The organism is Kitasatospora sp. NPDC088134 (assembly GCF_044741705.1).
In the GTDB taxonomy this organism is placed as follows: domain Bacteria; phylum Actinomycetota; class Actinomycetes; order Streptomycetales; family Streptomycetaceae; genus Kitasatospora.
This window is the reverse complement of record NZ_JBIUTD010000030.1, coordinates 20348-44186: the sequence shown is the minus strand read 5'-3', so window position 1 is coordinate 44186 and position 23839 is coordinate 20348. Positions and strand designations below refer to the sequence as shown.

Genomic DNA, 23839 nt, shown 5'->3' with positions numbered 1-23839 from the left:
GCCTTTAAAAAAACCCCCCGGGGGGGGGTGGGGGGGGGGGGGGGGGGGGGGGGGGCGCTGGGGGGGGGGGGGGGGGGGGGGCCCCCCCCCCCCCCCCCCCCCCGACCCGTCCGGCTACTCCGCCCGCGCTGCGCGCACCAGGTCGAGCCTGAAGCGGGAGGCCCCGGGCGCGAGCGACGGCAGCGGCGAACACAACGGTGACCAGGTCGAGGCGTTGTCGCCCGTCAGGAGCGAGGTCCAGTCGCAGACGTCGTGCAGCCAGACGCCGTCGACGATCGCGAACTCGCTCCCGTCGGCACGCCACAGCTGTCCCGTGGTCATCACGTCGCCAAAGGCGTTCAGCACGAGCTCCAGGCCCACGGCGTCGAACGGGGCCTCCGGATCGAAGCCGGTCAGCTCGTCCCAGACCGCGGCGGCCAGGATGGCGCACGCGGTGCGGGCCGCCCGGTGACCGCTCGGGTCGTCGCTGCTGCGCGCGGCATCCGCAGCGTCGAGCGCCCGGGCGACCTCCGCGGCGTCGGGCCGTGCGTACGACTGGCCTGCGGGGGAGAGGGGGAAGGACATCGGAACTCCTCGGAATCGGAACGGGGTGAAGGGGCAGAAGGGGCGGCCGCAGCCCGGCCGCCCCGCCGGATCGGCGGCACGGGCGCGCGGCGGCAGACGGCTGGGTCAGGGCCGGACGGGGAAGGCCCCGAACCCGAAGCCTTCGACGACGAACACCGACACGGAGCGGGGGATGTCGTCCGAGGCGCGGTAGTGGCGCACCTCCAGGCGGCCGCACACCGTGACGCGGTCGCCGGGGCGCAGCCGGGCACGGTCCACCTGCTCCACCAGCGCACCGGCCAGGCGGCACGTTAGCGGGCCGATGACGGGGGCGAGGCGTCGCCGGTGGTCCGCGTCGGGATCCAGGACCAGGCGCCCGACCGTCTCGCCCTCGTCCTCCACCGGCTTCGCGACGTGGACGACGGTCCCGGTCAGGACCACCGATTCCTCCTGGGGCAGCAGGACGGTCCTGCGCTGCTCCGGTTCCACGGCCGTGCCGTTGCTCGCGGCCTGCGCCCGGGAGCGACCCGCCCGCTGGCCCGCGATCCGCAGCGCCTGGCGCACCGGCTCGATCCGGCGCGCCAGGTCGCTGGCTTCCTCGGCCAGGCTGGCCATCTGGCGGGAGTCGAAGCGGCCCGCCAGCGAGGCGAGGCGGCCCGCCTCGCCCTCGATCTCCTTCGCGGCCTCGTCGGCGATCTCCCGCGCGCTGCCCCAGAAGCGCCGCCGGTAGAACCCGGCCGGTCCCGGTTCCCGCTCGACGACGGCCAGCGACATCCCCGGCGGATCGCCCTCGGAGCCGGGCTTGAGGACCAGGTTCAGCAGGCACTCGACCCGCTCGTCGTTCTGCGCCTCGAACGGGTAGTCCCAGGTGAGGACCGGCGCGCCGGGGTCGGAGCGCAGGAAGCTGCTCAGCCCGGCCGCGCCCGGCGCGATCGTCTCGCGGTTCAGTGCGTCCAGGTAGAGGGCGATACGGGCGCACTGCCAGGCCGAGTTCCCCTGCGGGGCGGTGGGCATCGCCAGGGCGAACTCCTCCTTGCCCCAGGGGTGGACCACCACGGCCTTGAGGACCAGCAGGGTGGGCGCGTAGGAAGTGATGCGGAGGCCGGCGACGGGCTTCTCCGGCGCGGTGACGGACATGGCTGCTCCTGGGTGGTCGTGGGTGGTGGTCGAGTGCCGCCGTGGTGCGCCAACACCGAGGCGGGCCAGCCATGCTGACGGAAACAAGAATACCACATTTGAAGTTCAAAGATGGTCGGCCGGTTCGGCCGGGCGGAACCCTGCCGAACCGGCCGCAGCGCCCGCCCCCGCCCGTGCCGCGACGGGGCCCGGGCGGAGGCGACGTCGCGGCACGGGCGGCCCGGCCGGGCCGTTCAGCCCTCCCAGCAGGCCACGAGGGTTCCCGCCGCCGGGGCGGGCGTGGCTGCGGCTTCCGCGACAATCTCCGCCATGCTCACGTCCAGCCGGAACCGATGTCCCGTCATCTGCTCTGCCAGCAGGTACCGCGCGGCCAGGGCCGGCTGCAGCTGCGCGGCCCGCACCAGCGCCGCGCGCGAGGCCAAAACGCAGAAAACACAGGACAATCTAGGCATTCCGGCCGCATAGGCCGGATGCGGGCGGGTGCCGGCTGCGAAGATCGCCGTCCACACGTCCGCGGTGGACCACGAGTGGATCGGCAGCCAGGTGTCCACCCACCGCAGGGTGTTCGACGCCCCGTGCTGCATCCGGTCCCTGGCCGGGATCTTCTTCGTCGTGATCCCTGCGGCCTTGGCGGCCTCGGTGGCCTTCCGCCGCCGCTGGCACTCCGGGCACGGGCAGGTCTTGGAGCCGTCGTGGGCGAAGCCGGCGAGCTTGCGGCGGGCCGCACTCTCGTCCGCCCGCAGACCCATGACGTTGAGGATCCGCACCGGGCCGACATGGCCGGCGGCCCGCAGTTCGCGGACCAGCCGGGTGATCAATTTGCGGATCGGGCCGCGTTTGAAGTCGGAGGTGCACCACCGGTTGTCCGCCGACGGCCACATGCCGCGTTCCTCGACCCGCTCGACCAGGCTGGAGCCCTCGCGTCGGACCACCTCGAACCGCAGGCCGTAGTGCGCGGCGTGCTCGGCGGCGAGCTCCCGCACCCCGGGCCACTCGACCATGCCGAGGTCGGCGTGGACCACCACGATCCGGTCCATGACGCTGGCGGCGGTGGCGTGCAGCACCAGCTCGGCGAGGGCGGCCTGACTGTCCTTGCCCCCGCTGACGTTCATGAGGATGACGTCGTACGACGCCAGGTCCGGCACTTCGGTGCGCAGTTCGACCAGGTCGAAGGCGCCCTGCCCGGGGATGGCTCGGCGTGCCACGCTCATCCCCCCTCGAACAGGACGCATCGCCGACGGGCGCGGGAGTGGTCTTCGGGCGTCATCGGACGGCCTTTCGGGGGCGGGGGATCGAGTGGGGGAGGGGCGCCAACCCCTGCCGACAAAAACAAGTATACCACAATTGCGTGTCGAATGAGAGTGTGGCTAGAAGGCCAGGGTCAACTGCTGTGTTGCCCTGAGCGCGTCCACCACCCCCTCGCGCCAGTGCAGGGCGTAGCGCATGCAGTTGCGGCAGTCCGCGGCCCGGTGCGAGTAGCCGGCCAGGCGTTCCTGGCGGTGACGCGCGCCGGAGGACCAGGCGAGCGTGTCCGCACTGGCCAGGAGGTGGCCGTACTTCCGCAGGCAATCCGCCTTGATCCCGAATCCGTGCAATTTCAGGGAGCGTCCCGCGAGCGCGGCCAGAATGTGCCCGGTCTCGCGGGTGCCCTGCCGCCTGCACACCGAGCCCACGCCCACCAGCGGCAGTTCCGCCAGGTCGACGCCGGCCGCCGCGTACATCGCGCAGTGCGTCAGGTAGTCCTCCACCTTCTGCCCCTGGAGCACCGGCAGCCACGGCGCGTGCTCGAACTCCCGTGTCAGGTACAGGTACGAGTCGACCGTGAACTCCTGGTGCAGTTCCAGCGTCCAGCCGGTGCGGGCGATGATCTGGGGCTCCGTCATGAAGTCCTGGACGGAGACGAAATCCGGCGGGGCGCCGAAACGGTCCATGATCCTGTACACCATCCCGCCCCAGGCATCCGGATCCAGCAGGTAGTCCCCGTGCTTGCCCACCTGCGAGAACCCCCCGCTGTCCACGGCATAGCGGGACCGGGCGACCGGCGAACGCTCGCCCCCCAGGCGGTAGTTCATCAGGGCGTTGGCCGACAGCATCACCGGTACGGAGCTGCGCGGAGCCCAGCTCGGCGGGACGCCGAGGTAGAACGTCGTCTCCCGCGGCGGCGGTTCGGTCAGGTTCGCCATCGCCTTTCCTCTCAACGGGTCGTGTCGGTGTGCGAGGCCGTGCCGTCGGCCGCGGGCCGAGGGGGCCGTTCCGGCCTCTCGAAGTACTGCGCGCCGAGTTGGGCCGGCAGGTAGGTCCAGTCCGTCTCGGGATCGGCGTAGCGCACGACGGCGACGCGGCCGGGCACGCGCACCGTCCGCTGCCCGGGGCCGGCAGCTTCGACGACCCGGACGGTGGCGCCGAGGTAGGTCACCGTTCCCCTGCCGTACGGCTCGGGGATCTGCATGCCGGGCATGATCTCGGCTCCCGTCTCGGTGCTGATCAGCGCCAGGTTGCTGTGTGAGCGGGGGAAGGCCGGGATGGTGCGGCCGGCGAAGTCGGGGGAGCTGGGCACGGTGGCCTCCGGTCGGGTGCGCGGACGGTGGGCGGGCGGGTGGGGGGCCGCTCGGGCACGGCCCCCCCACCCGGGGATCAGTGGTCCCGGCGGGGGCTGGGGGCTTCGGCGTGCGGGGTCGGGTCGGTGGGCACGTAGCCGTGGCCTCCGCAGGTGTTGCAGGCGGAGACCTGCGCGTGCTGCATGATCACGCCGGTCCAGTAGCCGATCTCCTCCTGCCAGGCGATCAGCGCCTTCTCGTAGTTCTCGCCGGTGACCGCGTCCGGGATGGGGAGGTTCAGGTGGATCCGGGCCGTGACCTCCTCGCTCACGGGGCGGCGCAGCTTGCGCCCGGTCGTGGGGCTGTGGGTCCGCTCCCGGGTGAGCGGCCGCTCGAAGGGAAGCATGAGGACTACCCGTACCGGGCCGGGGTCGTTGTACCAGTGGACGTCGGCGACGTTGGGGAGCGTGCGGACGGCCTTCGCCACGGCGTTCCGCAGGCCGGTGAGCTTGCCGGGCAGCCACCAGCGGAACTCGGGGTGGTGGGCCAGGGCCTGCGGCAGGTTGACGATCCAGCGGTCGTCGCCGTCGACCGGCGGGGCCTGGCCCTCCAGGACGCGCCACGGCCCGCCGGGCAGGGGCTCCGACTCACGCGGCCGCCCCTCCGTCACCGGCTCGTAGAGGTCGTCGGCGGCGTCGCGGTACTTGGTGCGCAGCTCGTACCACTGCTCGGGCAGCAGGCTGGCGGGGAACGCCTGCGACTCGGTGGCGGGGTCGTGGAGCCGGTAGCCGGTGACCGCCGGGGCAGGCGTCCAGCTCGCGGTGAGGGTGTTCGCCCGGACCGGGCAGCGCCACCAGTTGCTCCCCGAGGACAGCCGCTCCATGGGCAGGCCGTCGGCCTCCAGGGCGAAACCGTCGCGGTAGCTGCTGTTGCGCACCAGATCGAACGGCACGTAGTAGAAGAACTCGCCGGTGGCCTCGTCGTGGATGGCGAAGCGTTCGGCGGGGGCAAGAGAGGGGGGCATCGGAACCTCGAAGCTGAAGAAGGGAAGGAAGCGGGGTGCTGCCCGGCCCGCACGGGATGCGCGGACCGGGCGGGCGTCAGCCGACCTACTGGGCGGCGCGTCGGGCGGGGGGCTGCACGGCGTGCACGGCTGCGGAGGCGGGCCACTGGCGGGCGTCGGCGTCGCCCACCAGGTGGTGCTCGCCCGAGATCTCGACGACCTGCTGCACCGTGATGCACTGCCGGGAGTCCGGCGGGCCGACCACTACCCGGTCGCCCACCTTGAAGTAGGGCTCGTCCAGGCGGCCGCCCAGGTGGGAGAGCATGGTGAGCACCCAGGCGGGGACCGCGTCCGGCGTCAGGTTCGAGCGCGTGGCCCCGAACAAGGGCCCGTTCGCGTCCAGGAACTGCCACAGCAGCCCGCGCGGGTCGGCGGTCATCTCCAGGGTCATGGAGATGCCGCCCAGTTCAATGGGGACCTCGACGGTGTACACGCCGCTGCCCGTGTGGATGACGCGGCCGGGGATCTGTGCGAGATCCAGCGCGAGCCAGAGCCGATCGGCGTCTCGCTGTGACGTGTTCATGATGCTCCTCGGGGATCGGGGATCGAGTGGCGGAGGGGCGCCAACCCCTACCGACAGAAATAAGCATACCACAATTAGAGAGCATTTGTGGCCCTGAAGTGCCCGGGGGGAGCCCACGGATCGGGATCCGGGACCTTCGGGTAGCGCGGATCGAGCTGGACGCCCAGCCGGATCGCCTCCCGCTCCCGCCGCCGGGCCGGCAGGCGGAAGACGTACCGGTGCGCGCCGCGGTGCCGAAGGGTACGCACCCCGGCCTCCGCCAAGGCCTGCCGCAGCCACAGCGCCGGGTCGTCGCCGGCCCGAAGCGGCTGCGCCCCGAACGAGCACAGGATCCGCTCCGCGTACCGGTGACCCTGCTCCTGCCGCCGCACCTTCTGCACGGCTCGCTCGCTCAGCACCTGGCCGTCGGGAAGGATCTTGAGCGTCCGCGGGGTCGCCCGGCCCGTGTACAGCGCGTTCGTCGCCTGGTAGATCGTCCCGACGTGCCCTACCGCCACCAGGCGGCCGTCGGCGCCGCGCCGCGGCACCGGGTCCGCGAACGACACCACCCCCTGCACGCCCGCGGCGCGCAGGTCCTCGAAGCACCGGGCCAGGAACCAGCTCTCCGAGTTCCCAGGGCAATTCGTGTGCAGTACGAACCTTGCCAGTTCGAGCGCCTCCGACGTCGGACGCAACTCCGGCAGCGCGTGCGTCAGCACCCGCGGCCCGGCCGGCACGCCGAACACCGCCACCCCCGCCAGCACCCGATCCCCCTCGGACACGTCGAACAGCCCCAGACGCCGGACCGCCACCGGGTACGATCCCGAGTAGTGGTGCCGCACCACGAACGCCTTGGCCTCCTCCTCCGACACCGCCCCGACGACGTAGCGCCGGGCGTCGAACCCGCCCTCGCTCACGTGCCGCCACGCATGCCGCCGCCCGTTCCACCGCTGGCACCAGGGCGACGACGTCGGGAACTCCCGCAGCTCCAGCGGCAGCAGGTCCTGCCGGAAGCCCTTCACCGCAGCCACCGACCGACCCCGCACCGGAGGGTGAGCCGCCGCACCCACCCGGCTGCCGCCCGCCACCGCCGGACCCGGGGCGGCCCGGCGGCCGGCACGCGCAGGCTGTGCCACTCGGTGCGGCCGGCCCGGCGGAATTGGAGCAGTCCCCCGCTCCTGTCGGCCAGGCGCTGCGCCATGCTGGTCTCGTCGTCGGCGAACAGGGTGATCCCGTGGTCGGGGTCGACGACGCGCCACGCGGTGTGGCCGGAGCGTTCTGAGGGCTCGTAGAACACCGTGGTGCCGTTGACCGTGATGTGCAGCGGGACCCGCGCGGCGGTGGCGGGGTGCTCGACCAGGCCCTTGTGCACGGTGTCCAGGTCGACGCTGACGACCAGCGTGTTCCCTTGGACGTAGGTGAAGACGAAGGCGCCCGCCACCTCCAGGGCGGGAGGGGAGAGCGGGCCGTCCGGCTCGTCCTGGACGGCCCGCCAGAAGCGCGCGGTGCGACGGTACTTCTCGTTCAGCTTGAGTGAAACAGCCATGGCGGCTGGGCTCCTTGGGGTGATCCGGTCCCCCCGGGCGCGGCGGTCGCGTACCCGGAGGGCCGGGGCTGATTAGGCAGCGGGCGGCAGAGGTGCGAAGGCGTGGAAGGAGTGGTTGAGCGCCGGTTGGACCGTCCATCCGGCCTCGCGCAGGGCCTGCTGCATCGCCTCGGACTCCTCGGCGGCCTCGGCGGAGCCGACCCCTTCGGGGCCGTGCGCGCCCACGTACACCGACCCGGTCTCGTCGTCGAACATCTGGCTGGAGGTGTAGCCCCAGAACGCCACTTCGGTCTGCACGTACCGGAGCGGGCAGAATCCGGCGAGCTGGAGCACCCGGTCCGCCTCTGCGAGCAGGGCCGACCGCTCCGGGCCGCTGCGCTCCGGGCCTACCGCGATCCGGACGACCGTCCGGGCCCGGTGGGCGTCGATCCGCTCCGGGCGGCAGCGCCAACCGCCCCGGCGCAGCGCCGCGACGGCCCCACGCAGGTCCTCGCGAGTGATGTGCTGCGGCAACAGCAGGTCGAGGGCGTTCTGCACGTCGTGCGGGAAGTCCGCGACCCTGATGCCGTGGTGGTTGATCCCGGCGTCGTCGAGGACCTTCGTCAGCGCGGGTCGGTACCGGGAGTCGCTCTCGCAGCACGGGCCGGGCCGGTAGTGGTAGGGGGTGCGGAAGTCGACCAGTCGGGGTCCGGCGCAGACGGGCGCGTCGCAGCATTCCGAGAGGTCGAGGTCGTGGACGTCCTCCAGCATGGTCGAGCCGCAGGCCGTGCAGTGCTCACGGTCGAACGGCTCCGGGGTGACGGGCACGGGAAGCTCCTTCGGGTAGGTGGATCGAGTGGCCGGAGGGGCGCCAACCCCTGCCGACAGAAATAAGCATACCACAAATAGTGTTCGAATCCGCGTGGCGCTACTGCCTCCCGCCTGCGAGCGACGCCCGGCGGGCTGCCCGCACGGCCGGCGGAACGTACTCGGACTCCAGCACGGTAATCGGCGGCTCCCCCGCGCGCGGCGGAACCAGCCGGGCGAACTTGACCAGCGCCGGCACCTGAGCCTCGCGGAGTGTGATCCGCAGCGCCACCGCCGCGCCCTCGTCGGAAAGGAAGGGCTGCATCTCCAGGTCGGGCCAGCGGGCCAGGAGATCCCTGCCCGCGGCCATGAGCTCCCGGGAGAACACCCGGCCGAGCGGATCGTCCGGGCCGGGGGAGTGGCGGGGCAGCGCGACGGCCGCCGCCGGGTGCCACTGGTCGTGCAGCACCCGGTTCCAGCGCGCCGGCAGGAGTGCGGAGACCTCGGCGGCCAGGGCCTGCCCATCGGTGAGCTCCAGCAGCGCGCAGTCGACCATTGCGGCCACGGCCACGGCGTCCCACGGCCCCGAGAAGGTGATGCTGCTGCCCGACGCCGCGCTGCCCAGCGTGACGCCCAACCGGCCGTCGCACAGCCATCCGGTCGCATGCCCGTACCCGACCAACAGGCCCGGTTCTCCGGGCGGCTGCTCCGGTGCGCCGATCGTCAGGTGCGCGGCCACGTCCGCGGGCGCGGGGCGGACGGTCGGGCCGCAGGGGACGGCAGGCGCTTCGCGGACGGCGCGGGCCAGCAGGCGCGTGGCGGCGGTCAGCGCTGTGCCGGGTGAGAAGCGGGCGTTGCAGATCCGGGTCTGCCCTTGAGGCGAGGGCGCGAGCACGGCGACCCGGAGGTCGCCTGCGGGCCCGTTCGGACCGAAGCCGGCCGCGACCGCGTACCCACCCGGCAGGTCGGTCCGGGTGCGGCGGGCGCCGGTGGTGACGTGGCGGGCCAAGGCGTCGGCGAGGGCGGGGAAGAGGGGCTGCGAATACGGCATGGCGGTCCTCCAGGTGATAGGGAGTCAGGGGCGGGCGGCGAGGGCGGCGGTGCGGCTGGGGAACGGCCCGAGTTCGGTGTCGCGGCTCGGGGAGTTCGGCACCAGCCACCACCGGCGGGGACCCCGGCTGATGGCGCGGTAGGTTCCCCACCACCGCGGTTCGCGGGGGACGACCAGCCAGGCGGCGCGCTTGGCGGCCCACTCCTCGGTGTCCACCAGGTTGGCGATCTGGCGCAGCAGCAGCTCGCGCCGCACGTGTACGAAGCCGAAGGCATGGCCGGCCTGCGCCCACTCCCGATAGGCAGCAGAGTCCAGGTGATCGGTGTAGGCCTCCGCGCGCCAGAACTGGTGCCGGGTGGCGGCGCGGTAGGTGTGCCTCACCACCAGGACCACGCCGTCGATCTCGGTGAACTCGCGGCCCCAGTCGGCCGCCTCCCTCGCGCCGGTGACGGGGTCGGTCCGGCTGAGGCGGATGTCGGTGTGCTGCATGCGGGCCCCTCGTTGCTGGCGGGTGGTGGGCCGGGGCCGCCCGGAGGCGACCCCGGCGGGTGTCAGGCGGTGCGGCTGCGGAGTTCCGACACCACGGTGATCAGAGCGGCCAGGTCCGCGTAGAGGCGGGTGGGGCCGTCGCCGGTCTCGCCGAAGCCGGAGGACTTGAACACGTCCTCACCCTCCTCGTAGGACTGGTAGAGAACCGCCCACAGGCCGTGGAAGTCGTTCTCGCCGTACCGCATCGAGGAGTTGTTGTCGGTGACCCAGATCTCGGGGACGTCGTCGGTGCCGGGACGGACCAGGTTCTCAAGCTCGACGATCACCGCCTGGTAGTCGATGCTGGGCTGCCCGTCGACTCGGTGGGGGATCGAGGCCCCGTCGAAGGCGGCCCGGACGATCGTGAAGACTGTCGGGCCCGGCGGCCCGGACACATGCCGGTCCGGAAGGGGTGCGGACATGGATCTCCCTCTGGTCGGATCGAGCGGCCGGAGCGGGCGCCAACCCGGACCGACAATAAGAAGTATACCACAATCAAGTGACGCATGGTGGCCTGTCCGGCCTGTTCGGCCCGCCGCAGCGGCCGGGGGCCGGTCCCCGGCAGTCGACAGGTCGGCACCGGCGGCCTGCTGCCGGCCCGGCACCCGGTGCCGCCCGCGGGCGGCACCGAGGCAGCCCCGATCCGCCCCCGCCGTGACGCCGCCGCTCCTACGACGGATCGCGGCGGACGAACCCGCCGTTCTCGGGCCAGGTCACCGTGATCCCGTGCTCGTTGAACCACTTGATCCGCCGCCCCTCCGGGCGGGCGGGCAGCAGCGCGACCATGCGGGGCGCGCTCTCGAAGTGCCTTTCGAGGTCGAGCAGTTCACCCAGACTCAAGTACATCTCCGTGTCCGCCATGCTCGGTGCGGCAATGACGAGTTCGCGGTTCACCTCGTCGAACAGGTCGACCTCCAACGGGGCCAGGTTCTCCGGCAGCGTGATGTGCAACCCCGTGAAACCCGGGCTCGGCGTGCGGGTGCGTGCCTGATGCTCCGCATAGGCGCGCAGGAGCGACGCGGCTGCCTGCTCGCGCTCGTCCAGCCCCAGGCGCGCGGGCATCGCGGGAATGCTCAGTCGCGTGGTCCGGGTGACCGGGCCGCGCGCGGCGGGCAGACCGGACGGCGCTTTGCCCACGGGCAGCAGGCGGAAGACCAGTGCGAGGCGGCCGCTGCCGGAGCGCAGCGTGGGGGCCTCCTCGATCCGCGTGCGGACCCAGGGCAGGGCCTCGTCCACCGCGAACTCGCCTACGTAGCGCACCTGCTGCGCCTCGGGGACGAACAGGTGCAGCGTCCGCCCCTCCTCCCGGTGGTTCAGGATGGAGGCGTTCCCGCGGGCCATCCGTTGGTCCGTGCCGTTGTCGCCCCCTTCGCCCAGCACCTGTACGTGGGTGCCGGTCCACCCCTCGTACCGGCGGCCGGGGTGTTCGTGGTTGAGGAAGATCATCACGAAGCCCTGCCGGGAAGGGCTGATGCGCCCGTGCGTGCGGCCCCCGAACCGCTTCTGCAGGGCTTCGCGCGACAGCACGGTTCCCGGGCGGAGGTTCCAGGTCACGAGAGCCCCCCGGCGGTCAGGGCCGACGCCGGATCCGAGGCCTGGTGGTCCCCCCGCTTGCAGCAGGCGAGCTGCAAGGGTTCCGTCGGGGCGGCCGTGTCGATCAGGGCGCGCTCCAGTGCAGCGGAGTCCGCGAGGGCCTCCAGTGCGGCGGCGATCCTGCGGACGCCCTCCGTGCGGTCCCAGGGTCCCAGCCCGGCACCGACTCGCCAGCCGACCTCGCCCGTGAGTCGATCGGCCTGCAGCCTGCCGTCCGCCTCCGGGTCGCCGTTGGGGCGCATGGAGATCCCGAAGAGCACGATCAGGCCGTGGTAGTGGCCTCCGGAGAAGTCGGGGTCGCGGCGGGCGACGAGATCCAGGACGGAGACGTACAGCGGCGGTAGGCCGTGTTCGTCCTGGTCGATCCTGATGCGGCGCAGGGGCATGGTTCCTCCGTGGGGATGGGCGGATCGAGTGGACGGGCGGGGCGCCAACCCTCGCCGACAGAAAGAATCATACCACAATTGGAGTTCGATTTGTGCTGTTGGTCGACGCTGCACCCGGTACTGCCCGCCCCCGGCGGAGCCTGTCACCGGCGCCCCAGCCACCTCGCCGTCTCCGCCGCGGCCCGAGCCTCTTCCTCCGCGAGGGTGACGGCGGCGACCTCCTCAGTGATGCCGAACCGCGCGAACGCCCGCTCCTGCTCGCGCAGTTCGGCGGCGGCCGCGGCGACCTCGGCCCGCTTGCGGCGCACGGCCTTCAACTCCGAGGCCGCCTGCCAGTGCAGCACCTCGTCGCGCAGCGGCTCAAGGTCGGCCCGCAGCGCCGGGTCGGCGAGCAGCGCGACGACCAGCGGTTCCAGGGTGGCGAGTGCCGTGCGGGCGGAGGCGCTGTCGGTCTTCTCGCCCGGGTGCACCGCCAGGCTCAGCCGCTCCCAGCCGACCGGGGTCTCCCGGTGGGTGAACGTGAGCTCCAGCGGTATCCGGAAGGTCAGCCGGACGCGGGTGTGCACGGTGAGGTGGTCGAGCTGCTCCTGGTGGGCGGGAAGCGCGATTTCCGCTTGCACGTCCTTCCAGGACAGCGTGCGGCGAAGGGGGGTGAACAACGGGCTCTCCAAAGTGTGGGGAGGTGCGGGTGCTGGGCCGGCCGGTGGGATCGGCGGCGTCGGGCGGCGGAGTGGTGGACTCCGCCGCCACGGCATGCCGGGGTCAGTCCGTCTGCTTCTCGGTGAGGTAGGGCAGCAGGCGCTGGACCTGCGCGGCGGCCCACTCGCGGACGTCGTCCTCGACCTCGTTGACGTCCTCGGCCCAGTGGTGGTGTCCGAACGCGCACTGCTCGGCGTGGAAGGCCAACGCATGCAGCAACTCCGAGAACTCCAGCTCCTTCGGCAGCTCCGCGCCCTGCTGGTAGGGAACCGCGTAGTGCTCGAACAGCTTCGCCGCGAGCTCCTTGGGGCTCATCGCGACCGTGTTGGTTACCCGCAGGCGCACCGCGCCGTCCGCCTGCCGCAGGTAGCGGGCCGCAGACCGCATGGACATCGCGGGGTGGGACTCCCAGCGCGTGCGGGCCTCGGCCATCCGCGCGCACGCCGTGATCGCGTTCACCAGGGCGCCCAGGTCGGCGCTGAACCGGCCGGCCCGTCGTCGCAACTGCGCCCGAGGTCGGGCGAGACGAACAGGGTCGCCGCGCGGTCCCCGAAGTCCTCACCGGCGACCGGCGCGTACTGGGCCCGCAGCCCGGTGTAGGACGCCGCGTTGCGCGGCAGGCGCGCCTGCCCGCCCTCGATGGTGATCTCGCCGCCGTCGGCCGTCGCCATGCTCAGCCACTCGTGCGGGTCGGTCGGGCTGCTCCAGTGCTGGAAGTCGTGCCCGGCGTCGATCAGCGCCTCCAGCAGTTCCCGCAGCGGGTCCTGCTCGGGCTCCCGGGCGGCGGGGGTGTACGGGGCGATCACGTGCGCGAGGTGGCGGGCGGCCTGCTCGATGGTCGCGCCGTTCAGCGTGCCGGTCGAGTGCTCGGAAAGGGCGGCCGGGTCGGTGATCGACCACGACAGCTCCTGGTCGGCGTCGTAGACCGCACTCAGCACGTAGGGGGCACCGTCGATGTCGACTGCCACCACGGCGTGTCCCAGGACCAGGGCGTGCGTTCCGGTCGCGGCGGTGATGCCGTGGCGCCGGAGTTGTTCGGCGAGCTCGCGCGTCAGGGTGAACGACGAGTCGGCAGAAGTGGTGGGCATGGCTGATCTTCTTTCCTGGTGGGGAGTGGTGACCGCCGGGAGCGGGCGCGGCGGATGACGGTGGTGGCAGGGGGCCGGCCAAGGCGGGCCGGCCCCGGGAGCGGGCGTGCCGCATCCCGGGGATTCGGGTGTGCTCCAGCGGGCGGTGTCGTGGTCAGCCGCGCGGGGGCAGGACCAGCGGCGTGTCCGCGTCGGCGGACTGCACCAGCCCGAGTCGCCCCGCCTCCTGGTCGAGCAGGGCCCCGACCTCGGCGGCGAGCACCCGCACGTTGAGGAACCTGGCTCCGAACCCGTTGACGTGGAGCGGGCGGCCGCTGGGCAGGAAGGTGGCGTCGATGATCCACCGCTGTTCCCCCTCCAGGCGGGAGACGCAGTGCGTGGTCACGCCGTGGGGCACCGCCCTCGTCGGCGTCGCGACCTTGACCTGCGCGAACAGCCCGTGGCGCATCGCGGTGAGGAGGCCGGACTGCTGCCGGGGCATCACGGTGCCGATCTCCACGTCCAGGGTGGACGTGCCGTTGTCGGTGGTGATCGCGACGGGGACGAAGGCGCTGCGGGCTGTGGCGGACATGGGCGTTCCTTTCGCAGGTGCGGATCGAGTGGCCGGAGAGGCGCCAACCCCTCCCGACAGAAAGAACAATACCACATTTACGGTTCGTTCGGTGGTGCGGGTGTCCCTGCCCCGGTCAAGACGTCCAGCGCACGCAGCATCTGATCGACCGTCAGGCCGGTCAGGGTGAGCGACACCTTCGCCATGTCGTCCCGGGTCTCGACCTTCGCATGGACCTCGCCCGCCGCGGACAGCGGGAGATGGACCGTCAGCCCCTCGCGGGGCAGGTCCGCGAAGTGCCCCTGTGGGTGCGGGAAGCGCCGCAGCAGGGTCCGCGCGAGCTCCTCCCGGGCCCCGCCCGCGACAGCCCGGCCGTGGAGTGCCTCCACGGCCCGTTCGAAAGCCGCTTCGTACGGATCCAGGAAGCGGCGCCGAAGGTCGCGGACCAGCATCCACAGAGGCCGGCCCAGATCCATCCCGGGCCGCGGGCGGTCGCGGTCCTCGAAGTACCCGGGGACCTCCGGATACCTGCCGTGCGCCCGCACCCGCCCGTGCGACCCCGGCTTCTGGCTGATGCTCAGCCAGAAGCCGCGTCCCTGCGGGCCGGCGACGAACCGCCGGTAGTCGGCGTGCCCGTCGAACGGGTCGGCAGCGATCTGCCAGGGGGCGCCGAGTGCGGCCGCCAGCTCCTCCAGCCGGCCCAGGGCGATGGTGCTCATCTTCGCGTGTCCTTCCTCGTCGCATGCGCGGGACGGGGAGCGCCCGCCGCCAGCACGGCGGCGGGCGCACCCGGGGGCGTCAGGCCAGCCGGAGGGCGCTGCGGGCCGATTCGTACAAGGCCTGCGCGTTGCGCCGCACGTTCTCCAGGCCCGGGTCCGTGCCCGAGTAGAGGTCCGAGCTGGCCGGGTCCTCCTCGGCCAGGCTCGCCACGGTGGCCACCAGCAGCGCGGGGAGGTGGGTGGGGTCGGTGGCGTAGTCCATGACCACCGAACCGGTGGGCCGGTGGACGATGCGGTAGCGCGCCCACTCCGGGTGCTCGGGGATGAAGCTGCCGTGCGTGGTGGCCTCGTAGTCCCCGAACCGGGCGCGCTCCAGGGCGGGGCCAGGCGCGGGGATGCGGTCGCGGGGGTCGGGAGCCGTGCCTCCCGGCTCGTCGCCGGGCGGTACGAGGGTCTTCGGCGTCGCAGGCTCCGGTCGGCGGCCCGAGGGCGAGGTGTGCGGCATGGATGCCTCCTGGCGTGATCGAGTGGTGGGAGCGGCGCCAACCCCTCCCATGGATAAAAGCATACCACATTTAAAGTCCGTCGATGAGGTGGGGTGCCCGCCCGCCGCTGTGTCGTCGCTGACCTGCGGCGGGCCCCAGGATGCGGGGTCCGCCGCAGGTCAGCGGGCGCGGCGGCTCCCGCCGCCGATTGCGAAGGCGAGGGCCAGAAGAGGGAGGCAGCTCCCCGTGGTCTCCTCGGACCGGCCGCCGCTGTCCAACTGCCAGCCGTCCCCGGTGATGGACAGCGTGGCGACGTGAGGCGCCGCGAACCTGGCCGTCAGCAGGGGCCGATCGGGCCGAGGCGGCATCACCCGGACCTCCACCCGGGGGAAGTGCGGTTCGTCCCGTGCGTCCCGGACGGCCGAGGCCAGGTCGTCCAGGGCCTCGGCCGCCGCCTTCGCGCCTCCCGCCTCGGTCCAGAGATAGACCGGGAAGTCGAACGGCTCCCGCCGCCCGTTGCGGCCGGTGTTCTGCCAGTCCAGAGCGGGGTGCAGCTCGCGCAGCCACTGCCTGACGGCCTGGTCGTGGTCCATGCCCCGGGTCCTGCCCAGCGTCGACGACCACCAGCGCAGCACCCCTGCCGCCCCGCCCTGGGCCAGCGCCTCCTGCAGGTCGGCCCGCGCGATGCTGTCCCTGAGCTCGCGCAGGTGGTAGTCCTGCTGCTGCGCCCCGCGCCGACGGCGGTCCAGTTCCTCCTGGCCCGCCGCCAGCCGGCTCCGCAGCGTCGCCGGATCCGCTCCGAGGCGCGGCCCGTAGGCGCAGCCCTCCTCGTGCTCCACGCCCGCCCCGCTTTGGGCAGCCCGCAGGGCGGAGGCTTCCTCGCGGCCCAGCGCCGACAGCATCGCCGCCACGGCCGCGACCTGGCCGCACCGCAGCGAGCCCCCCGCCCGGCCGGCGGCCTCCGGCCCGCCGAACCGCGCCGCCAGCTCCGCCGCCGCCGCAGCGACCCCCCGCACCTCCTGCCGCACCGCGCGGGTGTCGAACTCGCCGGAGGCGGCGGTTGGATGGGTGAGCACGGTGGAGACGGCGGCGGTGCCGGACGCCGGGATGCAGTAGTGCCGGAAGTGCCATCCGGCGGCGGCGAACTTCTCGGCGAAGACCGCGGCGAGCGCCTCGCGCTGCTGCGCGGGGAGCGTGCTGCGGTAGGAGACCTTCAGGCCGTCGTTCCGGTACTGGAAGGTGATCTTGCCCGTGCCGATGTGCGCGGGGACGGCGGCCAGGGCGGCTGCCACGGCCGGGGCCGCATCGAGGGCGATGGCGTCGAGCGTCAACGGAACTCCTGGATGGTGTCGAGTGGCCGGCGGGGCGCCAACCCCGCCTGACATAAAAAAGCATACCACATCTAAATGTCGCCGTGGGTGCTCTTTCGGAAGTCCCTCGGGCCGGCCGGGGCCGGGGGCGCCGCGCACGGCGCCCCCGGCGCCCAGTCAGAACGGAGGGCCGAAGGACACCGCGGCCAGCGGGTGCTGGCTGACGTCCCAGGTCCGCCCGCCCCACCGGACTACCACGGTGTCGACGGTGCCGGTCGGAGTCCCGCCGGGAGCGATCGCGGTCCTGGCGGCCACCATCAGCTCCTGGCCGCTGTCGTTGGCCGCCGCTCCGGCGAGAAGGCGGGCGATCGCCGCCTCGTCCGCCAGGTCGAGCGGCACCGACTCGTCCGGCCGGTGGCAGCCGTCGCAGCCGCAGCCGGGCGCGTGGATGGAAATGGGGTATTTCATCGTCTTCTCCTCGTGAACGGCCGGGCGGATGCCGACCGGGTCTACGGGCCGGGCGCTGGGGCGGTGCCCGGCCGGACGGGCGCGAACGTCAGGCGGAGACCAGCACCCGGGAGGCGGCCGTGGCGGGGTCGTCCGCTGCTGATCGCGCCGCCGCGGCGGCCTCCTGCCTGCGGCGGGCGGTCTGGACGGCCCACCGCGGGCTGAAGCCCGGCTGCTCCTTCGCCTCGACCACGTTCGGCACGGCCACGAAGAACTCCTCCGTGGTCGGGTAGGACTCCTCGCGGCGCGTGATCCAGACCCGCTCCACGCCTGCGCCCTCGTCGACCGGCAGCCCCTGCCGGGCCGCGACCCGGCGCAGCATCCCCGTCGCCGCCGCCCGGGCCCGCGGCAGGCCGATGTGCTCGACCGACCGCCACACCCTCCCCTTGCGCTCCGGGTCGGGACAGCCGTCCGTCGCCTCCTCGGGCGGGCACGCCTGATTCGGCAGCTTCCGGCAGTCGGGGCAGCGAACCGAGTCCGGCGCCCCCGCGCACTGCTCGCAGCGCGGCCCGTGGTGGTCCACGCACCACTTCGAGCGGCCGGCCGGCAGAACGCGCCGCACCCGCAGCACCGTCCACAGCATCGAAGACAGCTGCTCCTCCGCGGCGGCCAGCGCGGCCTCGTTCCCGTCCAGGGCGAGCAGATCGGCCAGGGACGTCCCGCCGGAGTACAGCGTCGTCAGCGGATTGAGCGCGTGGGCGACGTACTCCAGGCACACCGCCATCGCCGCCTCCGCGGGCAGCCGGCGGGCCCGGGCAAGGTGCGCATCCCGCGAGGCGGCAACGGAAGGAAACGGACATTCCACGCAATACGACTTGGGCCAGTCGACCCCGAACGCCCGCTTCAACTCGGCCAGGAGCGCCGGGCGCGACATCCGCCAGGCGATGAGCGGGTACCAGGGGCGGCGGCCGTTGGTCGTGAACCCGCAGTCCTTGCGGGCGCGCTTCAACTCGTCGGCGTCGTAGCCGATGATGTGCCGGTAGCCGGTCGGCATGTGGTCCTTGGCCCACCTGTCGATCACCCAGCCCTTGTACTTGATCGAGCAGACGTGCTGTCCCCCGCTGTACATCGGCAGCGTGCCCGAGGCGCGCAGCTCGTCCGACAGAGCCCAGGGGCCCGACGCCTCGATGTGCACGGGGTGCCGGGTGTCGGAGAGGACCGCGTAGCCGTCCGCGTCCCGCCGCCCTCCGCGGGCGACCTGGACGTACCGCACTCCCTTCTGCGCCATCAGGGGCAGCAGGTGGCGCTCCGACAGGTCGATCGTGTCGGACCACTCGTCCCCGGTCATGGACGTCACCACGGTCAAGTTCGAGAAGTCCTCCCGGATGCCGTGGCAGGCCGGCTCGGTGAGCAGGCGCCACAGGGCGTACGCCGAGTCGGCCCCCAGTCCGAGGCTCAGCAGGACCTCGTCCTCGGTCGACGGTGGAGACAGGACGCGGGCCGGGAGGGCGGGCGCGGCGGCGGGCACGGAACTCTCCAGGGGTAGGGCGATCGAGTGGCCGAGAGGGGGTGCCAACCCACTTCGACAAGAATAAGCATACCACAATACAAGTCCATTTGTGGCTGGGCTGCTCCCCGGAGGTGCGCAGCCCCGCGGCCGCCGGCGGTCGGCGCACGCGGTGCTGCGGACCGGCTTCAGACTCGAAGTGCCGCACGCTCCGGGGCGCCGGGGAGGTAGACCCCCCGGGCGCCCTGGGTGCCCAGTCGCTCCACCCGCACGAACAGGCCCGAGTGGTAGTGGGCGAACTCGGCGATGTGGCACAGCAGTTCGTCCGGAAGGGCCTCGCGCGTGGCCGGGTCCAGGCCGGCCAGGTCCCCGGGGGCGTGGTGGGCGACCCACCATGCCCTGCCCGCGGCCTGCGCGTCGATGCCCGGGTCCGCCAGTGCGGGGCACCCGTTGACGAAGTTCATCACGGCGGCCAGGAGGTGGTCCGCCTGGTCGGGCGGCAGGTCCTGCGGCGACAGCCGTACGGCCTCCTTCCCGGTCTCCGTCCGGATGGCCGGCCCGGCGGCCTGTTCCAGGGCGCCCGTGCAGAAGGCTCCGACGAACGGGAGGTGCTGGGAGATCAGGGCCTCGCTGGTCCCGGTGCAGCCGAAGGTGGCGAACAGCGGGTCGACGGCGTTTCGTCGATGGATCGTGCAGTGGCTGGCGCACATGAAGATCCTCCGGGGCCGGCGGTCCCGGAATGTGCAGGTGACAAGCCTGGTCGCCGGGCTTGTGCAACGGCGGCCGGTGTGGACGGTGGTGTCGCAGGTGAAGGCTCGCACGGTCGTGTCCTTTGCGGGGTCCGGCCGGGGCGGGGCGGGTTGCGGCCCGCACTCGCCCCGGCGGGCGGTCGAGTGGGTGGCGGGGCGCCAACCTCCGTCACCGAAAAAAGCATACCACAATAAGAGTGCGTGAATGTGGTGGTGTCGTCCCGCCTCCCGGTCCGCCGCCGCTCAGTTCCCTGCCGCCGGCCTTCCCGTGCTCTGGGGTGCGGCGCAGTAGGGGCGCAGCCCCCGGGAGCCCACGTCCCAGTTGTCCGGGCTCGGGAGCTCCCACTCGTACGGTCGGCCCTCCGGGGACAGGAGCATGCACACCACCTCCTCGTCGTCCCCGTAGTAGTCGTCCAGATCCAGGTCCAGGGGGAGCCGGTCGAAGACCGCCCCCGCGTGGAACAGGTTGCGCAGCACCCCGCGGAGGCTCAAAGGGGACCGGTAGTTGAAACTCCCCCACCGGCGGTCCAGCTCTTCGTGCTCGGGCCCCAGTTCGGGGAGGTCGGTGTCGTCGTCGAAGGCGAGCAGCACCGTGCCGGAGCCGTCCCGGACGGTGTCCGGGAACAGCTCGCAGTCCGGATCGGCGTCGTCGTCGATCGTCATGGTCAGGTACGCGGCTCCCGGGAACATCGCGGCCAGGGTGTCCGCGATCAGGCGGGCGATATCCCGAGCCAGCTCGCGCTGGGCCAGCGTGACGGCGCGCCAGGCGGCGAGCGCCGAGTGGGTCTCTACGGGGTCGGTCGTGGGAAGGGGCATCGTTGATTCCTTGCTCGTCGTCGGGGTGGCGGTCGCGGCCGGCCGGAGCGCCGCCGCACGCCTGGCGCGGCGGCGCTCCGGCATCAGGCCAGGACGTCCATCACCATCAGGGCCAGGTCCAGGTCGCACTCCAGGGTGAGGATCGCCCGGTGGCTGCGCGTCGGCTTCGCCTTCGGGGGGATCTGCACCGCGACGGTCACCGAGCCCGAGCCGGGGCCGAGGAGCACGTCGTCGGGACCGGTGGAGGACTGGGCGGGGTCGTGCCACAGGGCTGGGAAGGCGGACACCAGCACCGTCGACGCCCCGGGCCGGGCCAGGAGGACCGGAGTGGGGTCGGCGGGCGGTAGCGCGAGGGCCAGGGCATCGACCAGCTTCGGGTACCGGACGCCTTCCACGTACAGCTGTACCTGGTGCGCGTCGTCGATCCGCACGCACGCGCTCCCTGCGCCCCGCTCCCACCGGATGTACTGGAACCGGTCGACCCGCTCGGCCGAAACGCTCCAGTCGCTTCGGGCTGCGGCGAGGCGCGCGACCGTGCTCGACACCGCGCCGAGCGCGGCGAGTTCGGCCCGTGCCCGGTGGTCGTCCGACTCCGGGTCCAGCGGCAGCATCCGCAAGTGGTCGCGGGCGATGGCGGCCGCGAGGTCGCGGGCGCCCGCGAACCGGTGGGGCAGCTCGGTGACCGGCGCGCTGGGCGAGCCGCCGCCCCGGATGCTCACCGACTCCTCGGCCAGGGAGAGCGTCACCCAGCGGTTGTTGTCCCGCAGTTCGATGCGGTCCGGGAGGCCCCCGCCGTCGGACAGCGGGCCGGTGCGCCACCGGCCGTCGCGGGCCGGGAGCAGGCTGGCCGCTTCACGGGCGAGGATCATGAACGCCTGCTGACGCACGGTGAGGGCGGATCGGGTGTGGATCGAGGTCATGGAATCGGACTCCAGTTTCGGGCGGGTGTGATCGAGCGGGCGGAGAGGCGCCAACCCCTCCGACATATAAAAATATACCACATTTGCGATGCGCGTTGGGGTGGGGTGGCTTCTTGCCCCTAACCACTCCCCCACGGCCGGACCCGCAGCGAGCGCACTCGCCCCCCGCCGCGCACCACGAACACCTGCCATCGCTGCGCCCGCAGGGCCGCGTCGGCCGCCGCGGCGAGCTTCTCCTCCGCCTCCACCGCCTCCGGGGTGTCGAGGAACGCCGGCCACCCGCCGGCCGGGACGCTTCCGAGGTAGGCGATGGGGTGCACGTCCACCGACACCGTCCGGGGCAGGTCCGTGGCCGACAGGCGGAAACCCACCCCGCCGGCCTCCGGGTTCACCAGGGGCGCGCAGCCCGCGTCGGTGAGGACCAGGGCGCACGCCCGCACGTTGAGCCGCTCTCCCTGGCCCGGGCAGATCCCGAGGTCCTCGTCCGCCGGCCGGTCCGGACCGCCGACCTCGAGATTCGCGGTGATCCGATCGGCGGCCAGATGCTCGGCGACCGCCCGCCCCTGGTCGCTCAACCGCACGATCGAGCGCGGATTGGCGGGCAGCAGCCGCTCCCCCAGGCCCAGGCGCACCAGGTCGTTGCGCACGCGGGCCTGCGTCTGGATCTGGTGGCCCTCGGTCAGGACAGCGTGGCACAGCGCCGCCTGCTGCTTGCTCGTCAGGTCTTGCATGGTCGTTCTCCGATCTCGACGGGTTCGGGGTCCGGGCCCTCCCCGGCGGGGAGGGCCCGGCGGTTTGCCATCGGCCGGCCGGAGGCCGCTAGAATCAGTAGCGACTCCATCCGTGGGCAGGCCACCGTGCGTGTTCCTCAGGTGGATCGAGTAGAGAGCGGCAGACTGAGCGCGCCAACGCCCCCGACGCCTTCGGCGACGGTGGCCACCTTCCTTGTGGGGGTGGGCGGTCTGCCGCTCGTTCGACTTCCGGCCGCGACGGCTGGGCGCGACCCCTGGGAGGCCGCGCCCGAATCCGCCGGTCAGGCCGCCAGCGACATATCCTCCGGCGTGTCGGCCTCGGCGGCATTCTCCTCCGGCTCGTGCTCGGCCGGGTCGGCCTGGTCGTTGCCGCCCTCCGGGTCCTCGCCGACCAGCAGCTCCACCCCGGACTCGGCCGCCGCGTCGCGCAGGGCGGCATCCAGCTCCTGCTCAGCCTCCTCCGCGCTCTGCCTGGCCTTCGCCTCGGCCTCCTCGCGCTTGGCGTTCACCTCGCCGATCACCGCCTGCTCGCACGCCGCCAGGGTGTAGCCCTCGGCGGCCAGGAACTCCAGCCAGCCAGCGGCCGCATCGGTCGGCGACTTCCACACCATGTCGTGCATCTGCTCACGCTCGAACGCGGCAGCGACCTGGGCGAGCAGGATGAACGCCCTGCCCGGACGCCCCCGCCGCTTGACGACGTGGGCGAAAGGCTCCTCGTCGCGGCGGCCGGTCTGCTTGGGCACCTCGGTCTTCAACAGCTTGGCCATGCCCTCCAGGTGCTTCGACGAACCGTAGAACCGGGGGAACCAGTAGGTGTTGCCCGCCATCGCCAGCATGATCCACGACCACGCCGCGTCGGAGATCTCCTTCGGGCCGCCCTTTCCGGGATTGATCAGCTTGATCAGGAAGCCCTGGCGTGCCTCGCGGGCGGCCCGCCACGCCTTGTTGCCCTCGATGACGCGCCTGCGCTCCGCCCGCGCGACCTCCTTGTCCTCCTCCGGCGGGAGCTGGGCCGCCTGCTCCGGGCTCAGGGAGTGGCCGTTGGCCGCCCAGTCCCGGCAGACGTAGACCGCGCGGATCTTGTCGTCGTCGATGTAGGCAGCGTGGTCCGTGCACAGCTCGGCGTGCGCCTTCGTCGTCATCTTCTTGCCCGCCGGGGTCACCAGGTGGGACAGCGGCCGGACCTTGTTGGCCTTGTCCCAGTAGGAGTAGCGGACCACCGGGATTCCGGCCGCGTCCAACTCCGCGCGCAGTTCCTTGCGCTTGTGCAGGTCGGCCAGGTCCAGCCGCAGACGCGCCATGGTCTGCTCCCAGTGCCCGGAGGTTGCGGTGCCCTTCTTGTCGCGGTTGGCGAGTCCGTCCTTGCGGCGGGCCTCCTTGAGGTCCCGTTCGGCGTCCCAGCCCAGTTCGCTGACCTCCGCCAGGTCGGCGAGTTCGACGAAGCTCCAGCCGTAGGACTGGCCGTACTCGTCCAGCTTGCCGGGGCCGAGCAGCGAGGCCTGCTGTGCGGCCTTGATCTCGGCAGGCTGGTACCCGAGGCGGCGGCCGTGCCGGGCCAGCTGGCTCGCGGGCATTTCCAGCAGGGCGAGCTGGGTGAGGCCGTCGGCCACGTCGACCTGCGACGCTTGGGTGCGCTGGGTGTTCTCGATGATGCTGAGCACCAGGGTCTCGTCGTCGACCCCGGCCAGGTCGCGGCGCACCAGCACGGGGATCTTCCGCAGGGGCAGCCCCTTGCGCTTGGCCTCCCTGTTCGCCGCGAGCTGCGCCTTCCAGCGGCGCTGGCCCTTGAAGATGCCGATCTTGCCGTCGGCCTGGGGCCGTGCGCCGACCGGCTCCTGCACACCGGACTCCCGGACGGACGCCTTGAGGGTCGCGTCGGGCTCGGTGTCGATCTTCTTGCGGTGGTTGTACTCGTCGAGGACCAGCTTCTCGGGGAAGTGCCACTCCAGGTCGCCGATCGCGTGAGTCAGCCCCTCGTCGGCCTCGGCCAGCGCCTGCGGCTCGGTGGTCTGTGCCTTCTGGTCGGGCTCCTGCTCCTGGTCGACGTCCGGGTTCTCGATCATGGTCGCGCTCATGGTGATGCTGTCCTTCGGGCTGGGGGAATCGAGTGGCCGGGAGGAGCGCC

General features: G+C 72.6%; 29 protein-coding genes. All 29 read right to left on the bottom strand.

Features of this window, described 5'->3' with window-relative positions:
* Positions 1-114: 114 nt before the first annotated feature.
* Positions 115-564, bottom strand: coding sequence for a hypothetical protein (locus ACIOHG_RS32385; RefSeq protein WP_400955924.1), 450 nt, complete (start codon positions 562-564; stop codon positions 115-117).
* A 105-nt stretch (positions 565-669) separates the two neighbouring features.
* The gene (locus tag ACIOHG_RS32380) at positions 670-1680 is read right to left on the bottom strand and encodes a hypothetical protein (RefSeq protein ID WP_400955922.1); all 1011 of its coding nucleotides are present in this window, start codon (positions 1678-1680) and stop codon (positions 670-672) included.
* A gap of 233 nt (positions 1681-1913) precedes the next feature.
* Positions 1914-2885 carry a phosphoadenosine phosphosulfate reductase family protein gene (locus tag ACIOHG_RS32375; RefSeq protein ID WP_400955920.1) on the bottom strand — a complete coding sequence of 324 codons (972 nt, stop codon included), beginning with the start codon at positions 2883-2885 and terminating at the stop codon, positions 1914-1916.
* Between the two features lie 162 nt (positions 2886-3047).
* Positions 3048-3863: a hypothetical protein gene (locus tag ACIOHG_RS32370; protein ID WP_400955919.1), complete on the bottom strand. Its 816-nt coding sequence runs from the start codon at positions 3861-3863 to the stop codon at positions 3048-3050.
* Positions 3864-3874: 11 nt separating this feature from the next.
* Positions 3875-4237 (bottom strand): hypothetical protein, encoded by a 363-nt coding sequence (locus ACIOHG_RS32365; RefSeq protein ID WP_400955918.1) that lies wholly within the window; start codon positions 4235-4237, stop codon positions 3875-3877.
* Positions 4238-4314: 77 nt separating this feature from the next.
* Entirely contained in the window at positions 4315-5241 is a 927-nt protein-coding gene (locus ACIOHG_RS32360) for a hypothetical protein (RefSeq protein ID WP_400955916.1), read from the bottom strand.
* Positions 5242-5326: 85 nt separating this feature from the next.
* Positions 5327-5803 carry a hypothetical protein gene (locus ACIOHG_RS32355; protein WP_400955915.1) on the bottom strand — a complete coding sequence of 159 codons (477 nt, stop codon included), beginning with the start codon at positions 5801-5803 and terminating at the stop codon, positions 5327-5329.
* A gap of 74 nt (positions 5804-5877) precedes the next feature.
* Positions 5878-6813 carry a hypothetical protein gene (locus tag ACIOHG_RS32350; protein WP_400955913.1) on the bottom strand — a complete coding sequence of 312 codons (936 nt, stop codon included), beginning with the start codon at positions 6811-6813 and terminating at the stop codon, positions 5878-5880.
* Entirely contained in the window at positions 6801-7328 is a 528-nt protein-coding gene (locus ACIOHG_RS32345) for a hypothetical protein (RefSeq protein WP_400955912.1), read from the bottom strand. The genes ACIOHG_RS32350 and ACIOHG_RS32345 overlap by 13 nt, the downstream gene beginning before the upstream one ends.
* 72 nt (positions 7329-7400) lie before the next feature.
* A complete protein-coding gene (locus ACIOHG_RS32340) occupies positions 7401-8135 on the bottom strand; it encodes a hypothetical protein (RefSeq protein ID WP_400955911.1) in 735 nt (244 codons plus the stop codon).
* A gap of 100 nt (positions 8136-8235) precedes the next feature.
* Entirely contained in the window at positions 8236-9165 is a 930-nt protein-coding gene (locus ACIOHG_RS32335; RefSeq protein ID WP_400955910.1) for a hypothetical protein, read from the bottom strand.
* 24 nt (positions 9166-9189) lie between these two features.
* On the bottom strand, positions 9190-9654 hold the full coding sequence (locus tag ACIOHG_RS32330) for a hypothetical protein (protein WP_400955909.1): 465 nt from the start codon (positions 9652-9654) through the stop codon (positions 9190-9192).
* A 62-nt stretch (positions 9655-9716) separates the two neighbouring features.
* The gene (locus ACIOHG_RS32325; protein ID WP_400955908.1) at positions 9717-10115 is read right to left on the bottom strand and encodes a hypothetical protein; all 399 of its coding nucleotides are present in this window, start codon (positions 10113-10115) and stop codon (positions 9717-9719) included.
* A 247-nt stretch (positions 10116-10362) separates the two neighbouring features.
* On the bottom strand, positions 10363-11247 hold the full coding sequence (locus tag ACIOHG_RS32320; protein ID WP_400955907.1) for a hypothetical protein: 885 nt from the start codon (positions 11245-11247) through the stop codon (positions 10363-10365).
* A complete protein-coding gene (locus tag ACIOHG_RS32315; RefSeq protein WP_400955906.1) occupies positions 11244-11672 on the bottom strand; it encodes a hypothetical protein in 429 nt (142 codons plus the stop codon). Before ACIOHG_RS32315 ends, ACIOHG_RS32320 begins: the two co-directional genes overlap by 4 nt.
* 143 nt (positions 11673-11815) lie before the next feature.
* Positions 11816-12331, bottom strand: coding sequence for a hypothetical protein (locus ACIOHG_RS32310; protein ID WP_400955904.1), 516 nt, complete (start codon positions 12329-12331; stop codon positions 11816-11818).
* A gap of 103 nt (positions 12332-12434) precedes the next feature.
* A complete protein-coding gene (locus ACIOHG_RS32305) occupies positions 12435-12830 on the bottom strand; it encodes a hypothetical protein (protein WP_400955903.1) in 396 nt (131 codons plus the stop codon).
* Entirely contained in the window at positions 12827-13459 is a 633-nt protein-coding gene (locus ACIOHG_RS32300) for a hypothetical protein (RefSeq protein WP_400955901.1), read from the bottom strand. The genes ACIOHG_RS32305 and ACIOHG_RS32300 overlap by 4 nt, the downstream gene beginning before the upstream one ends.
* Positions 13460-13613: 154 nt before the next feature.
* A complete protein-coding gene (locus ACIOHG_RS32295; RefSeq protein ID WP_400955899.1) occupies positions 13614-14030 on the bottom strand; it encodes a hypothetical protein in 417 nt (138 codons plus the stop codon).
* A 77-nt stretch (positions 14031-14107) separates the two neighbouring features.
* Positions 14108-14728, bottom strand: a complete 621-nt coding sequence (locus tag ACIOHG_RS32290) for a hypothetical protein (protein ID WP_400955898.1) — start codon at positions 14726-14728, stop codon at positions 14108-14110.
* Positions 14729-14807: 79 nt separating this feature from the next.
* A complete protein-coding gene (locus tag ACIOHG_RS32285) occupies positions 14808-15233 on the bottom strand; it encodes a hypothetical protein (protein WP_400955896.1) in 426 nt (141 codons plus the stop codon).
* Positions 15234-15392: 159 nt separating this feature from the next.
* Positions 15393-16544 (bottom strand): hypothetical protein, encoded by a 1152-nt coding sequence (locus tag ACIOHG_RS32280; RefSeq protein ID WP_400955894.1) that lies wholly within the window; start codon positions 16542-16544, stop codon positions 15393-15395.
* 156 nt (positions 16545-16700) lie between these two features.
* Entirely contained in the window at positions 16701-16991 is a 291-nt protein-coding gene (locus tag ACIOHG_RS32275; RefSeq protein WP_400955893.1) for a hypothetical protein, read from the bottom strand.
* Between the two features lie 88 nt (positions 16992-17079).
* Complete coding sequence (locus ACIOHG_RS32270; RefSeq protein WP_400955891.1) at positions 17080-18498, bottom strand: hypothetical protein; 1419 nt, start codon at positions 18496-18498, stop codon at positions 17080-17082.
* A gap of 167 nt (positions 18499-18665) precedes the next feature.
* Positions 18666-19187 carry a hypothetical protein gene (locus tag ACIOHG_RS32265; RefSeq protein ID WP_400955890.1) on the bottom strand — a complete coding sequence of 174 codons (522 nt, stop codon included), beginning with the start codon at positions 19185-19187 and terminating at the stop codon, positions 18666-18668.
* A 282-nt stretch (positions 19188-19469) separates the two neighbouring features.
* Positions 19470-20042 carry a hypothetical protein gene (locus tag ACIOHG_RS32260; protein WP_400955889.1) on the bottom strand — a complete coding sequence of 191 codons (573 nt, stop codon included), beginning with the start codon at positions 20040-20042 and terminating at the stop codon, positions 19470-19472.
* 83 nt (positions 20043-20125) lie between these two features.
* Entirely contained in the window at positions 20126-20962 is an 837-nt protein-coding gene (locus tag ACIOHG_RS32255) for a hypothetical protein (RefSeq protein WP_400955887.1), read from the bottom strand.
* 119 nt (positions 20963-21081) lie between these two features.
* The gene (locus ACIOHG_RS32250; protein WP_400955886.1) at positions 21082-21693 is read right to left on the bottom strand and encodes a hypothetical protein; all 612 of its coding nucleotides are present in this window, start codon (positions 21691-21693) and stop codon (positions 21082-21084) included.
* A gap of 302 nt (positions 21694-21995) precedes the next feature.
* Positions 21996-23789, bottom strand: a complete 1794-nt coding sequence (locus ACIOHG_RS32245; RefSeq protein WP_400955885.1) for a ParB/RepB/Spo0J family partition protein — start codon at positions 23787-23789, stop codon at positions 21996-21998.
* Between the last annotated feature and the right edge of the window lie 50 nt (positions 23790-23839).

Excerpts from the sequence above, each read along its gene's own strand:
- ACIOHG_RS32385 (WP_400955924.1), bottom strand. The coding sequence starts at position 564 with ATGTCCTTCCCCCTCTCCCCCGCAGGCCAGTCGTACGCACGGCCCGAC.
- ACIOHG_RS32380 (WP_400955922.1), bottom strand. The coding sequence starts at position 1,680 with ATGTCCGTCACCGCGCCGGAGAAGCCCGTCGCCGGCCTCCGCATCACT.
- ACIOHG_RS32370 (WP_400955919.1), bottom strand. The coding sequence starts at position 3,863 with ATGGCGAACCTGACCGAACCGCCGCCGCGGGAGACGACGTTCTACCTC.
- ACIOHG_RS32360 (WP_400955916.1), bottom strand. The coding sequence starts at position 5,241 with ATGCCCCCCTCTCTTGCCCCCGCCGAACGCTTCGCCATCCACGACGAG.
- ACIOHG_RS32355 (WP_400955915.1), bottom strand. The coding sequence starts at position 5,803 with ATGAACACGTCACAGCGAGACGCCGATCGGCTCTGGCTCGCGCTGGAT.
- ACIOHG_RS32345 (WP_400955912.1), bottom strand. The coding sequence starts at position 7,328 with ATGGCTGTTTCACTCAAGCTGAACGAGAAGTACCGTCGCACCGCGCGC.
- ACIOHG_RS32335 (WP_400955910.1), bottom strand. The coding sequence starts at position 9,165 with ATGCCGTATTCGCAGCCCCTCTTCCCCGCCCTCGCCGACGCCTTGGCC.
- ACIOHG_RS32330 (WP_400955909.1), bottom strand. The coding sequence starts at position 9,654 with ATGCAGCACACCGACATCCGCCTCAGCCGGACCGACCCCGTCACCGGC.
- ACIOHG_RS32325 (WP_400955908.1), bottom strand. The coding sequence starts at position 10,115 with ATGTCCGCACCCCTTCCGGACCGGCATGTGTCCGGGCCGCCGGGCCCG.
- ACIOHG_RS32315 (WP_400955906.1), bottom strand. The coding sequence starts at position 11,672 with ATGCCCCTGCGCCGCATCAGGATCGACCAGGACGAACACGGCCTACCG.
- ACIOHG_RS32300 (WP_400955901.1), bottom strand. The coding sequence starts at position 13,459 with ATGCCCACCACTTCTGCCGACTCGTCGTTCACCCTGACGCGCGAGCTC.
- ACIOHG_RS32295 (WP_400955899.1), bottom strand. The coding sequence starts at position 14,030 with ATGTCCGCCACAGCCCGCAGCGCCTTCGTCCCCGTCGCGATCACCACC.
- ACIOHG_RS32290 (WP_400955898.1), bottom strand. The coding sequence starts at position 14,728 with ATGAGCACCATCGCCCTGGGCCGGCTGGAGGAGCTGGCGGCCGCACTC.
- ACIOHG_RS32285 (WP_400955896.1), bottom strand. The coding sequence starts at position 15,233 with ATGCCGCACACCTCGCCCTCGGGCCGCCGACCGGAGCCTGCGACGCCG.
- ACIOHG_RS32275 (WP_400955893.1), bottom strand. The coding sequence starts at position 16,991 with ATGAAATACCCCATTTCCATCCACGCGCCCGGCTGCGGCTGCGACGGC.
- ACIOHG_RS32265 (WP_400955890.1), bottom strand. The coding sequence starts at position 19,187 with ATGTGCGCCAGCCACTGCACGATCCATCGACGAAACGCCGTCGACCCG.
- ACIOHG_RS32260 (WP_400955889.1), bottom strand. The coding sequence starts at position 20,042 with ATGCCCCTTCCCACGACCGACCCCGTAGAGACCCACTCGGCGCTCGCC.
- ACIOHG_RS32255 (WP_400955887.1), bottom strand. The coding sequence starts at position 20,962 with ATGACCTCGATCCACACCCGATCCGCCCTCACCGTGCGTCAGCAGGCG.
- ACIOHG_RS32250 (WP_400955886.1), bottom strand. The coding sequence starts at position 21,693 with ATGCAAGACCTGACGAGCAAGCAGCAGGCGGCGCTGTGCCACGCTGTC.
- ACIOHG_RS32245 (WP_400955885.1), bottom strand. The coding sequence starts at position 23,789 with ATGAGCGCGACCATGATCGAGAACCCGGACGTCGACCAGGAGCAGGAG.